The following is a 13,124-nucleotide window of genomic DNA, read 5'->3' as shown; positions in this document are numbered from 1 at the left end:
AGTAGAGGTGTATGATGAGGAAAATTAGAGTACATATTTTCTTTTTGGCCTTCCTTATACTAGGTCATTTGATTTGGGCGGATCATGTTTTCGCTACAGCAGCGACACCGCCTGCGGGCTATCCTTTAGGTATCTCGACTAAGACGAATTTAACTGCTGGCGGAACATTGTATTTCAATACGGATCAACTTCAGGACAAGCAGATAGTGGGGCAGTTTTTAGCCAGAAATATCACTTCAACAGGTTCATCAGGTCTAGCTAAGAGTGCTTTTGAAAACTATCAGAGCGCACAAAATAACTGGGCATTAGATCAATTGGATCCATCAGTTGTTTCTGAGAAAATCAGCGGTGAGGATATGATTCGTTGGTATGCCAATGACAGCAGCTTTCGGTATACCAATAAAGAGCAATTACATTATTACATAGAGAATGCGCCAACAGAAAATGAATTGATGGAAGCATTAAACTATTATCCTGATCTGAAACAAAACTTTTCTGAACGACTTTATCAAGATCCGGTGCAATCGTTTCCTTCCTTTGCGAATAATAATATATCCAACTTTTCTCAAATAACAGAAAATATCCAATCGATCAGTGACTATTATGCAGGACTGACAGACTCGAACCAAAAAATCATATTCAATTCAGCTGTTCAGACAGCAGAAATCAATACAGAACAAAAAGTCGTCAATCCAAATGATTGGGGCGGCCAATCTGCGATTCAAATCAACGTAGCTTTGAAAAAAGGGGCAGCAAATCAAGCAGTGATCATTGTAGATGTAGATGGTCAAATCGATCATTTTGAACGTGCACAGGATATTTCGATCAACTATACGAATTATGATCCAGAAACGATGCCTACTCCATACTTGATTCTTAATTATAAACATTTTCCAACTTTCAATTTTAGTGGCAGTACCTTTTTTCATGCGGCTGCTTACCCAAGCTTGCCTGGAGATGAAGAGTATAAATTTGAAGGAAACCAGGGTGTCTTTTTTGAAGGGAAATATGCAGATAAAGAAATACCGTTAGTCAAATCAGACAGTCATACGATTCCATCAGAGTTAAAAGAAAGAACGTATAAAGTAGCAACGCATCTTGTTCATAATTTCAATGATGAAGAGCAGGAAATTCAATTTAGAAGCAACGCTTCTTTATTTATTGGCACTGTTTTCGCTCCAAAAGCTTCTGTCTTTCTTGACGATACACAAGGGAAAGTGCTTGGGAGCGTGATTTCAGGACATGATATTCATACAAATATGTCGATCAGTGCGGAGGAAAGTGATGCTACGTTTGATTACAATGACTTTCCAGAGTTGGGAGATATTGTTGGCGGAGAGGAGCTGGAAGCACCGATCAAAACAGGTAGTCGTTTTGATTATATTGGCTCTGAGAAAAAGCTATTGTACCGTATTTCGCAAAAGCTTCCTGTCTATTCTCAACAAAAACCGATCCATAGTGTAGAAATCACAGATCAGTTAGCACCAGAATTGGCAGTATCTGCTCAAGATATTGTGATAAAAGACGAGCTGGGGACTGAGGTGACCGATCAGTTTACGATAACTAAAAGTGAGACGAATGAACTGAGGATTTCGGCCAATGCTGAGAGCTTAGAAGATAGTGGTTTTTACGGGAAGACATATACCATTGATCTAGTTGGCAGCGTACAAGTTGCTCAAGAAATTTTAGTAGATGCTACTATCGATAATCTTTTGATTCCGAATACGGCGGCTGTAGCTTTAAATGAAGAGGAAAAAACGAGTAACGAAGCGTTGCTCGAGGCAGATTTTATTGAAGGAAAACCGGTGACAGTAAAATATGTAAATGAGGACGGGCAGGAGATAGCACCCCAAAAAAATATAACAGGTCGAATCGGAATGAACTACCAGACTAAGGCAGAGACCATCTCGGGTTATACATTGATCAAGCAGCCGGAAAATGCTGAAGGAACTATTTCTAGTACAGACCAAACAGTTATTTACTGTTACCAGGGACATCTTGCCTTTTCGTCTGTTCCAGAACAGCTTAGCTTTGGGACTCATGAGTTGTCTGTAGAAAATAAAGAATACGCGGTTGAATCGATGGATCAGGATATCGTCGTAAAGGATACACGAACGCTGGGTTCTAATTGGCAGTTACGTGCGACATTAAATAAACCATTGACAGGTGAGCATACTCAAGCCGTTTTACCAGATGCATTAGTTTACACGAATGGTAGCCAAACTCAGACATTGCAGTCAAATACATCCACAGTTATCCATTCAGCGGTGACAACAACGCATGATGATTGTAATGTCAGTCAAGGATGGAAAACTTCTGAACAGGGCTTGAAGGTCAAGGTGAAGTCAGGTGAAGCACGAGCTGATCGCTATTCAGGAGAAATTCGTTGGGAACTGTACGATGTTGTTGCAAATGAATGATAGGAGTACGGATGTGAACAGTAGAAAAAAAGGACTTGGCTATTTGCTTCTAATTGGTATTTGTCTTAGTCAAACAGTAACTACAGCTGATGTATATGCTGCAAATGGAAAAGCAACAGTGGGTTTTTATGAAGTAGAAAAAGAAGAACAAAAATGTCAGAACTTACCTCTTACAGGAGAAAAGCAATCGACAGAATCGGTAGTAAAAACAGGCATATCCATTCTAATGGTAACAATTGGAATGTTTGCATATAGAAATTTAACATATGAGGAGCGAATTTAGATGAAAGCAAACAAAATTTTAGTAGGAATAGTAGCAGTTATGATGGTGTTAAGTACTAGTGTACTTGCTAATGCCGAAGAAGTTGACAATAAAGACTCAAAAAGCGATGTAGGCTTCACAACGCCGACAGAGGGCGCATTGACTTTAGTCAATGTTGCGGATTTTGACTTTGGTTCTAACCCTATTTCAGCAAAAGACGAAGTCTATAAAAACAAAGCAGAAACAATAACTACGGTCCAAGATATTCGCGGAACAGAAGCTGGCTGGACTGTCCAAGTTGCACAAAACGGGCAGTTTAAAGCGGATGAAAAGGAATTGACGAATGCCCAAGTGACATTAAAAACACCGACGATTTCAGCAGATTCATCAAGCTCAGCAACTGTCAAAACAGATGTTGTATTGAATACAGATGGTTCAGGAACGACGATTTTAGCAGCAGCTGCTGAACAGGGAAATGGTGTGACGATCGAAAGTTTTGCTAAAGATGCGGTAACTTTGGAAGTTCCAGGTAAAACAACAAAAGTAGCGAAACAATATGAAACAACGCTGACTTGGACACTTTTAGATCAACCAGAAAATAGTTAATCATCGTTTATTCAGGTAAGATCAGCTGGGCTGTAACTCTGAGCGTTATGCCCAGCTATCTTTTTTCATGGAAGATAAATTTATACATAGGAACAAAAAATGGAGGAATCGATATGTTGAAAAAAGTACTTAGTAAGGTGATGCTGGTATTGGGATTTATCTGTATCAGTTTTACAGGAACGATGTCGGGCTGGGCGCAAGAAGCAGAATATGAAGTCAAAGCTGTACCTTCTTCTGCACAAGTGGATACAACGAAAACATACTTTGATCTACGTTTGAAACCAGAGGAACAGCATACAGTCAAAGTTGCAGTGACGAATCGGTCAAATGAAGCTTTGACGATCGATACAGCAGTCAAAACGGCAACAACGAATACAAATGGGGTTGTAGAATATATCAATAGTGAACAAAATAAGTCTGTGAAACTACCTTATGATTTAAGTCAGCTTGTTCAGACAACAACTAAAAAAGTCACCATAGCTCCACATGAGACACAAAATGTAGATTATACGATCACGATGCCAAAACAAGTGTTTTCTGGTATATTATCCGGCGGTTTGGTTTTTACAAGTGAAGATAATGAACATCCAAAAGACTCGAACGCAGATGTGACGATCAACAATCGATTCGGTTATGTTATTGCGTTGGTTTTACATGGGGAAAAGGAAGTTCCTTCTGATCTACAATTAGCAGATATTCGCTTAGGACAAGTCAATGATCGCAATGTTGTATTTGCCCAGTTAGAAAATCCTGAAGCTGCATATTTGAATCGTTTGAACTTAAGCGCAAAAATCAAAAAGAAACATACGAACACGGTTCTTTATGAAACAAGTCAAAACGATGTACAGATGGCGCCAAATTCACAGTTTGATTATCCGATAGGTTTAGAAGAAACAGCCTTTAAGCCTGATAAATATAGTTTAACTATCCACGCAGAATCTAAAGGGAGAACTTGGGATTTTGAGAGAGACTTTGAAATCAAGGATGAAGAAGCAAAACAATTGAATGATCAAGCATATATCCATAAAAATAAAACAAATGATTGGTGGTACCTTCTTTTAGTGATTGCTCTGTTACTCCTTCTTTTCATTAGTTACATTTATAGAAAAAGACAACAAAAAATCAACGCACTAAAAGCGCAAGTAGAAGAATTGAAGAGAAAATAACGAATGCCTCACTTGTAGAACATATTTTTTATTCTGCAAGTAGAGGCTATCTTTTTTTGAGGAAATAATCTCTGTTCCGTTATCATAAGTATCCTTTTACGATCATCCACAAATTATAGGAATTTAGAAGAATGACTAAAAAAATAACGAAACTATACAACTGTGCAACATGTTGTTCAGACATTTTTTTACTGAATACTCCACCAACATATCCTCCTAATAGAGCCGCTGGGATTATTGCCCACAACATCGTCAAATCAAATCCTGCAAAGCCTGTTGAAAAAGCAATCGTTCCTAATTTTGCCAGCTGTGAGAAGAAAATCGTGATGATGGAATAAACCGTAGCAGATTTGATTTCCATACCGAAAAAGAAAATCAAGCAGGCTACATTGATCGGTCCACCGCCAATACCTAAAAAAGTAGATAATATACCCAAAAAGAGCCCCACAAAAACAAAGACGCTGCTTCGTTTGAATTGAAAGTGCCAATCAGAGAACTGGTTATATAACAGTACGAGAATTAAAGTAACCAACATGATACTATACTGGATCATTTGAACTTGTTCTTGATTCGAAGTTGCTATCAACGCTCGATTAAGCAACAAATCACCGATCATTCCACCAATCAATGACCCCATAGAAACGCCTGCAGCTTTTTTCCATTGAATATGGATCCCATTTTGATACTGTTTGTAAGTAGATGAAATCGACATTGTAAAAACGGCTACGCTTGAATAAAAAGCAATGGTATTTAAAGAATGATATCCGAGAAAGTCCAAAGCGGGTTTGATGATCACGCCACCGCCCATGCCAGATAAAGCGCCAACTGTGTTAGACAGAAAAACAGTCACAAAATAAATCAGTAAAATCTTCATAAAACCACCGCCGAATCATTTTCTTACAGTGTATCATTAAAGAAATTGAATTTCATCAAAAATATAAAATAAATTAATGTTGAAATGAAATTTCTTTTGTGTTATTCTACAGATATCAAGAGAAAGCGTATTCAAGGAAGGGGCAAAAAGCAATGACAGTATCGATCGGCATTATTTTAATTTTATGCTTGTACACAGTTGTCGGTGTTCTTGATCAAATTTCCATTCAAATTGGTCCATATACACCATTATTCGCTGCAACATTTACAGGGTTAGTTTTAGGGGATGTTCAAACAGGACTGATGATAGGAGCGACATTGCAATTAATGACTTTAGGAGTTGCAACTTATGGTGGAGCAACTGTGCCTGATTTTCTATCAGGAGCGATTATGGGAACAGCTTACGCAATTATTTCCGGTAAAGGTGCTGAATACGGAATTGGTGTTGCTGTACCGATCGGATTATTATTGACACAACTAGATATTGTAGGAAGAATGGCTAATACTTTCTTCCAGCATAAAGCAGACCGTTATGCTGAAGAGGGCAATTATAAAGGAGTAGAACGTTGTAATGTATTAGGTATTTTTCCATGGACGCTTTCTCGCGTGATTCCAGTATTTATTGGGCTAGCTTTTGGAGAACACGTTGTAAATGCTATCAACAATTGGATTCCAGTGTGGGTGATGAGTGGATTGAAAGCTGCTGGTGCTATTTTACCAGCGATGGGGATCGCTATTTTGATGCGCTATTTGCCGATAAAAACCTATTGGCCGTACTTCATTATTGGTTTTGTCTTACTAGCTTATGGCGCACAATTCTTCTCTGTGTTAGGTGTTGCATTGGTTGGACTAGCGTTAGCAGCAATTTATGTGATGAATCAAAATAAAGGCGGTGCTGCTACAACGAGCGGAACAGTCATTTATGAGGACGATGAGGAGGTTGAAATCGATGACTAGCAAATTAACAAAGAATGATATCAACAAAGTATATGTCCGCAACCTTCTTGGCTATCAATGGGGCTGGAACTATGAAAAAATGCAAGGATTAGGTTATTCATGGGTGATGATGCCTGCCTTGAAGCGTTTGTATAGTGAAGATCCAGAAGCGATGAAAAAAGCATTGAAAACACATTTAGGGTTTATGAATACGACACCTGCGATGTCACACTTGATCGTAGGCGCAGACCTGGCGTTGGAAGAAGAAATAGGAATGAAAGATGAAACAGCAATCACTGGGCTTAAAACAGGTCTGATGGGTCCTTTTGCGGGTGTAGGAGATACGATTTTCATTGCGATTTATCGGGCGATCGTCTTCTCGATTGCAGCTTATATGGCGCAAGGAGGCCAGATCGTAGGTTTACTGATTCCGCTGATTGCAGGAGCTGTAGTGCTATGGGTACGTTATAAATTTACTTGGATCGGGTACCATCAAGGAAAGAAAATAGCGACAGAATTTGCTGACAAAATGAAACTATTTACCCAAGGAGCTGCTATTTTAGGGTTAACGGTCGTCGGTGGGCTGATTCCATCAGTTATTACCTATAAGCTGGATTTGACTTATAAAATGGGGGACGTTACTTTGTCTGTTCAAGAAATGCTGGATAAAGTGTTACCAGCATTGATTCCATTGGGGATCGTTCTTTTATCCTATTGGTTATTGGGGAAAAAGAAAATGAATTCTACACGTTTGATTTTTGTCTTGATTTTTATCGGTATGATTTTAGGCAATTTACAACCAATGTTAGCTTGGATCGGCAGTTTATTTTAAAAAAATAGTATATAATAGGAGAGATTTAGTATGACAATTGTACATGCAAGAGTGGACGAGCGTTTAATTCACGGACAAGTAGCTACAGTTTGGACCAATACCGTAGGGGCGCAAAGAATCATGGTCGTGAATGATTTAGCGGTCAAGGATCAATTACAGATTGGTGCTTTAAAAATGGCTAAACCAGCAGGGGTCAAGCTATCTATTTTATCAAAACGTAAAGCGATTGAAAAAATTTTAGCAGGAAATTATGAAGATGAGAAAGTATTCTTGATTACAAAAGATATTGCTGATATGGCGGCTTTGATCGATGGCGGCGTACCATTGAACACCTTTAATATCGGCAATATATCACAAAAAGAGGGTAGTAAAGCCATTAAAAAATCTGTTGCATTGACAGAAGAAGAGATACAAACGATTCATCGATTGATTAGTCAAGGCGTAACGATCACCGCACAGATGATCCCGTCTGAGCCGGATGAATCGGTTGTAACATTTATAAAATAGAAATGGAGATGAGAAGATGGACCCGATCCGTTTAATCAGACAAAAGTATAAGGATTTTTCCAAAGTAAATAAAAGAATAGCAGATTATATATTGAAGGATCCGACCCGTCTTCTCTCGCTAACGGCTAACGAAATTGCCAGCAATAGTGAAACCTCCCCAGCTTCTGTGACACGTTTTTCGAAACAGCTTGGTTTTGATAGTTGGGAAGAGTTGAAATTATCCATTGCGGCAAAACAGGCAGTCGGTAATGGTAAAAAAGATATTGATCCGATCATCGCAGCAGATGACTCGGTAGATACGATTTGTATGAAGGTAGAGTCGTTATTAAATGCAACGATCGAAGATTTATTTTATACCGTAGATAAACAAGCCTTGCAACGGGCTATTACTCATGTGAAAAAAGCAGAAAAAATCCATTTGGTAGGAATCGGTGCGTCATCCTTGACGACGTATAATCTTTATCACAAGTTTAATCGAGCAGGCCGGCAAGCAATTTTTAATTATGATAGTCATATGATGTTAGAGTTTTTAAACTATGCGACTGACCGGGATATTTTGATCGCTGTCTCATATAGCGGATTGACGAAAGAAGCCTTACTTGCGTGTGAAATCGCAAAAAAAAGAGGCGCAACAGTCATTTTTATTACCAGTAATGATGGTGATAGCGTTCAATCATTAAGTGATGAAGTCTTGCTCGTTCCAAATAACGAACATCTAATTCGAGTGGGGGCGATCTCTTCGATTGCTTCGTCTATGGCAGTAGGAGATGTCCTGTATCTAGGATCGATCCAAGATGATTTAGACACCGAAATTGAACGAAATATGATCGAAACGAGCAAACTTGTCAGCCGCCTGAAAGAAAAGTAGGGGTGTGCAGGATGAAATTAGAAGAATTGACGACAGAAGCTAGAAATGAAGCAACAAAAAAAATAGACCAAGTCTCGACGTTAGAAATGGTTACCTTGATCAATCAAGAAGATCAAAAGGTTGCTGAAGCGGTTCAAAAAGTTTTACCGAAAATCGCTGAAGCGATCGATAAAGCTGCAGAGCGATTCAAAAAGGGTGGTCGTTTGATCTATTGCGGCGCAGGAACTTCCGGCCGTTTAGGGGCTTTGGATGCAATTGAATTGACACCAACATACAGTGTTTCGCCTGAGCGTGCCTTTGGTCTTCTAGCTGGCGGGGAAAAAGCAATGTTTCAAGCGGTAGAAGGGGCAGAGGATTCAAACGAATTGGCGATTGAAGATTTGAGGAATCATCAGTTAACGGCACAGGACGTGGTGATTGCAATAGCTGCTAGCGGCCGAACTCCATATGCTATTTCTGCCATTGAATACGGGCAAGAAGTTGGCGCATTAACTATTTCTGTGACGTGTAATGATGTAAGTCCGATGAATCAAATAGCAGAGATCGGGATTGCGCCGATCGTAGGTCCAGAAGTCGTTACAGGCTCAACTAGAATGAAGGCAGGCTCTGCCCAAAAGATGGTTTTAAACATGTTTTCAACAGGCATTATGATCAAAGTCGGCAATATTTATCAAAATTTGATGGTGAATGTACAGCCAACCAATGAAAAATTGATGCAGCGTGCAGCTAATATTATCAAAGAAGCGGCTGAAATCGATGAGATCGATGCCAAAGAATATTTAGAGAATGCTCACTTTGAAGTAGCACCAGCGATCGTTATGGCAAAAGCAAAGGTAGATTACTTTAAAGCTAAAGAATTATTAGCAGAGCATGACGGCCGTATTTCAGAAGTTTTAGCATAAATGTGATGAAAAGAGGAAGTTATGAAACCAAAATTAATTTTAATGAGTCACGGAAATATGGCTAAGGAAACATTTGCTTCTACTCAAATGATTGTTGGCGATCTAGCGAATGCTGAAATCGTCTCAATGAAAGCAGAAGATGGTTTAAGCGGTACTCAAGCTAAATTACAAGCGATTTTACAAAAAAATGGGGATGTTTCTACAATCATCATAGCAGATTTAAAAGGTGGAACGCCCTGCAATGTTGCTATGATGGCGATGGGAACCTATCCTCAATTACGAGTTGTATCCGGACTTAATTTAGCAATGGTGATTGAAGCATCTGTTTCCTCATTGGAAAATGTAGATGAATTAGCTGCTTATCTAACAACTATTGGACAACAAGCGGTTGAAATGATTGAACTACCAGAATTAGATGAGGAAGAAGGATTTGAAGAATAGTTGCTTAAATAATGTGATCGATAAGTTCAAGTTCGTTATTAATTTTCAGCTATTCAATAAACAGTCGAATATAATACGAAATGATGAAACGGTATCAGTGAGTGAATAATCACTGATACTGTTTTTGTGTATAAAATATTGAACGGTTGAAGAAAATACTTCAAACAAAAAATAACTGATCAAAGAAATCGATCATTAAGACATTTACCGTATCAAAGAGAAGTTGAGTGGTATCCTGAATCAGGATATACAGCTTTTTTCTCTCCACAAACTGTTGATTCTGCTCGAATTATGTTAAAATAAATAGACTTGTTTTAGAATAAAATCCTACTCAAGAATAAAGGTGTGAAATCATGGAGCCATCCATTACAGATAAAAAAATCAACGAAGAATTAATGAAACTACTCGCCTTGATCGGTGAAGATGAATTGATTCAACGCTACAAAAAAATAGAAGAAAAAGTTCAAAATAACGAAAAACTGACAGAGCTGGTCGAACAAATCAAAGCTGCTCAAAAAGATGCTGTCCAGTTTGCACATTATGACAAACCTGAGGCAGAAAAAGCAGCTATCCAAAGAGCAAATGAGCTGACGAAAGAATTTGATGAGCACCCATTAGTAGTGGCATATCGTGAACAACTGATGGAAGCGAATGACTTATTACAGCACGTGACGGATATGATCCAATATAGAATCAATGAAGAACTAGAGAAAGAAGGGTAACAATGCCGCAAAAGACCAAAAATACGCCAATGATGGAACAATACTTAGCAATCAAAGACCAGTATCAGGATGCATTTCTTTTTTATCGCTTAGGTGATTTTTACGAAATGTTTTATGAAGATGCGATCAATGCGTCGCAATTATTAGAGCTAACATTGACGAGCCGTAACCGTAATGCAGATGAGCCGATCCCAATGTGCGGTATTCCTCATCATGCAGCTCAAGGTTATATCGATACGCTGATCGAAAAGGGATATAAAGTCGCTATTTGTGAGCAAGTAGAAGATCCAAAGACGACCAAAGGAATGGTCAAACGTGAAGTTGTTCAACTGATCACACCTGGAACAGTCATGAACAGCAAAGGCTTAGAAGCAAAAGACAACAACTACTTGACCGCCGTAGTCGAAGCAGCTGGACAATTTGGATTAGCCTATGTTGATTTAAGTACAGGAGAACTAAAAACAGCAATCTTAAGTGATGAGGACGGATTGATCAATGAAGCATCTGCCCTGCAAACGAAAGAAATGGTTTTGGGCAGCCCTTTATCAGAAACACTTCAGGAAACTCTTAAAAGTCGGCTGAATATCATTTTTTCAGAGCAAAAAGAAGCAGAAGAAAATGCTGAATTTAATTTCCTAACAAGTGAATTGACGGAACCCTTAGAAGTAGAAGTCACAGGGAAATTGCTGACTTATTTGACTACGACACAAAAACGCAGCCTAGCTCATATCCAAAAAGCAGTGGACTATCAACCAGATCATTTCTTAAAAATGGATCATTATTCAAAATTCAATTTGGAGCTGACGCAATCGATTCGAACCGGCTTGAAAAAAGGCACGTTGTTGTGGCTGCTGGATGAAACAAAAACGGCGATGGGCGGTCGTTTATTAAAACAATGGCTGGATCGTCCATTGATCCAAGAAAAACAAATTCGGACAAGGCAGGAAATGGTTCAGTCATTATTGAATGCTTATTTTGAACGTGTTGATTTACAAGCGACCTTGACCAAGGTCTATGATCTTGAACGCTTAGCTGGACGTGTCGCGTTTGGGAATGTGAATGGGCGTGATTTGATTCAGCTGAAGACATCACTAGAGCAGGTACCGTTAGTCCGTGAATTGATCGTCGGCATCAATCAGGGAGAATGGAACGAATTACTTTTAGACTTGAATCCAGCAGAAGATATCGTTGAATTGATCAACAATGCGATCAATGAAGAGGCGCCATTAGCGATCACTGAAGGAAATGTCATCAAAGATCATTACAATGAAAAATTAGACGAATATCGTGATGCGATGCGACATGGAAAACAATGGCTAGCCGAATTGGAAGCAAAAGAGCGTCAAGAAACAGGAATCAAAACTCTGAAAGTTGGCTTTAATCGTGTATTTGGCTACTACATTGAAGTAACCAAGTCGAACTTAGCTAATCTAGCAGAAGGCAAATACGAGCGCAAGCAAACATTGGCAAACGCTGAGCGTTTCATTACGCCGGAACTCAAAGAAATGGAGACTTTGATTTTAGAAGCAGAAGAAAAATCAGTCGATCTTGAATATCAGCTATTCTTAGAAGTTCGTGAAAAAGTCAAAGCGAATATCGAACGTCTACAAAAACTAGCCAAAACGATCAGTGCCGTGGATGTGCTGCAAGCTTTTGCCACAGTCAGTGAACGTTATCAATACGTCCGTCCAACACTGAAAAGCAATAGTAAAGAACTTCATATCGTTGAAGGGCGTCACCCCGTTGTTGAAAAGGTCTTAGGTCATCAAGAATATATCCCAAACAGTGTGCATATGGATAAAGAAAATATTATCCTTTTGATCACTGGGCCAAATATGTCCGGTAAAAGTACCTATATGCGTCAGCTTGCACTTACAGTAGTGATGGCGCAAATCGGCTGTTTTGTTCCTGCTGAATCAGCAGAATTACCGATATTCGATCAGATTTTTACTAGGATCGGTGCATCAGATGACTTGATTGCAGGACAAAGCACCTTCATGGTAGAAATGATGGAAGCCAATCAGGCACTTCGTCATGCGACACCGAATAGCTTGATTTTGTTTGATGAGCTTGGTCGTGGTACAGCTACATATGACGGTATGGCTTTGGCTCAGGCGATCATTGAGTATATCCACAGAGAAGTTAAAGCGAAAACCCTATTCTCTACCCACTATCATGAACTAACAGTGTTAGATGAAAATCTGAAGGGATTAAAAAATATTCATGTTGGTGCTGTGGAAAAAAATGGCGAAGTCGTTTTCCTTCATAAAATGATGGATGGTCCAGCTGATAAGAGCTACGGGATCCACGTAGCAAAAATTGCCGGTTTACCAAGTGATCTTTTGGAACGGGCAGCGACGATTCTATCTGCTCTGGAATCAGAAGAACAACCGGTGAAGACAGTCGAATATCAAGACGAAATCAATGAAGATACAGAACAGTTATCTTTATTTAAAGAAGTGTCGACAGATGAATTGAGCGTGATCGATACATTGAAAAAAATGAACCTATTAGAAATGACACCGATGGATGCATTAAATAAATTACATGAACTGCAAAAAAGAATCTAACGAACGTGAAGCAAGGAAA

At 39.0% G+C, this 13,124-nt stretch carries 13 protein-coding genes; 12 read left to right on the top strand and 1 reads right to left on the bottom strand.

The features are described 5' to 3' along the window. The first annotated feature begins 14 nt into the window (after positions 1 to 14). The 4 genes from A5889_RS08345 (at position 15) to A5889_RS08330 (ending at position 4,454) form a co-directional block, all read left to right on the top strand. Positions 15 to 2,420, top strand: coding sequence for a MucBP domain-containing protein (locus tag A5889_RS08345; RefSeq protein ID WP_087640558.1), 2,406 nt, complete (start codon positions 15 to 17; stop codon positions 2,418 to 2,420). Between the two features lie 13 nt (positions 2,421 to 2,433). Continuing rightward, the gene (locus A5889_RS08340; RefSeq protein ID WP_140405331.1) at positions 2,434 to 2,703 is read left to right on the top strand and encodes a hypothetical protein; all 270 of its coding nucleotides are present in this window, start codon (positions 2,434 to 2,436) and stop codon (positions 2,701 to 2,703) included. Further along, the gene (locus A5889_RS08335) at positions 2,704 to 3,288 is read left to right on the top strand and encodes a WxL domain-containing protein (protein ID WP_087640560.1); all 585 of its coding nucleotides are present in this window, start codon (positions 2,704 to 2,706) and stop codon (positions 3,286 to 3,288) included. A 113-nt stretch (positions 3,289 to 3,401) separates the two neighbouring features. Beyond that, on the top strand, positions 3,402 to 4,454 hold the full coding sequence (locus A5889_RS08330; protein ID WP_087640561.1) for a DUF916 and DUF3324 domain-containing protein: 1,053 nt from the start codon (positions 3,402 to 3,404) through the stop codon (positions 4,452 to 4,454). Between the two features lie 82 nt (positions 4,455 to 4,536). On the opposite strand, the gene A5889_RS08325 is transcribed toward A5889_RS08330, so the two are convergent. Then, positions 4,537 to 5,328 (bottom strand): sulfite exporter TauE/SafE family protein, encoded by a 792-nt coding sequence (locus A5889_RS08325; RefSeq protein ID WP_087640562.1) that lies wholly within the window; start codon positions 5,326 to 5,328, stop codon positions 4,537 to 4,539. A 152-nt stretch (positions 5,329 to 5,480) separates the two neighbouring features. On the opposite strand from A5889_RS08325, the gene A5889_RS08320 reads away from it, so the two are divergent. The 8 genes from A5889_RS08320 to mutS all read left to right on the top strand — a co-directional run bounded on the left by A5889_RS08320 (position 5,481) and on the right by mutS (position 13,105). Beyond that, positions 5,481 to 6,284: a PTS mannose/fructose/sorbose/N-acetylgalactosamine transporter subunit IIC gene (locus A5889_RS08320; RefSeq protein WP_087640563.1), complete on the top strand. Its 804-nt coding sequence runs from the start codon at positions 5,481 to 5,483 to the stop codon at positions 6,282 to 6,284. Continuing rightward, positions 6,277 to 7,095, top strand: a complete 819-nt coding sequence (locus tag A5889_RS08315; RefSeq protein WP_087640564.1) for a PTS system mannose/fructose/sorbose family transporter subunit IID — start codon at positions 6,277 to 6,279, stop codon at positions 7,093 to 7,095. Before A5889_RS08320 ends, A5889_RS08315 begins: the two co-directional genes overlap by 8 nt. Positions 7,096 to 7,125: 30 nt before the next feature. Next, on the top strand, positions 7,126 to 7,602 hold the full coding sequence (locus tag A5889_RS08310; RefSeq protein ID WP_087640565.1) for a PTS system mannose/fructose/N-acetylgalactosamine-transporter subunit IIB: 477 nt from the start codon (positions 7,126 to 7,128) through the stop codon (positions 7,600 to 7,602). Positions 7,603 to 7,618: 16 nt separating this feature from the next. Further along, entirely contained in the window at positions 7,619 to 8,470 is an 852-nt protein-coding gene (locus A5889_RS08305; protein WP_087640566.1) for a MurR/RpiR family transcriptional regulator, read from the top strand. 11 nt (positions 8,471 to 8,481) lie between these two features. Continuing rightward, the gene (gene murQ / locus A5889_RS08300; protein WP_176372815.1) at positions 8,482 to 9,372 is read left to right on the top strand and encodes an N-acetylmuramic acid 6-phosphate etherase; all 891 of its coding nucleotides are present in this window, start codon (positions 8,482 to 8,484) and stop codon (positions 9,370 to 9,372) included. A gap of 21 nt (positions 9,373 to 9,393) precedes the next feature. Continuing rightward, on the top strand, positions 9,394 to 9,813 hold the full coding sequence (locus tag A5889_RS08295; protein WP_087640568.1) for a PTS sugar transporter subunit IIA: 420 nt from the start codon (positions 9,394 to 9,396) through the stop codon (positions 9,811 to 9,813). Between the two features lie 353 nt (positions 9,814 to 10,166). Continuing rightward, complete coding sequence (locus A5889_RS08290) at positions 10,167 to 10,535, top strand: RicAFT regulatory complex protein RicA family protein (RefSeq protein ID WP_087640569.1); 369 nt, start codon at positions 10,167 to 10,169, stop codon at positions 10,533 to 10,535. A gap of 2 nt (positions 10,536 to 10,537) precedes the next feature. Next, on the top strand, positions 10,538 to 13,105 hold the full coding sequence (gene mutS / locus A5889_RS08285) for a DNA mismatch repair protein MutS (RefSeq protein ID WP_087640570.1): 2,568 nt from the start codon (positions 10,538 to 10,540) through the stop codon (positions 13,103 to 13,105). Positions 13,106 to 13,124: the final 19 nt, after the last annotated feature.

The organism is Enterococcus sp. 9D6_DIV0238, from assembly GCF_002174455.2.
Lineage (GTDB): Bacteria > Bacillota > Bacilli > Lactobacillales > Enterococcaceae > Enterococcus_L > Enterococcus_L dunnyi.
This window is presented reverse-complemented; position numbering and strand designations above follow the sequence as displayed.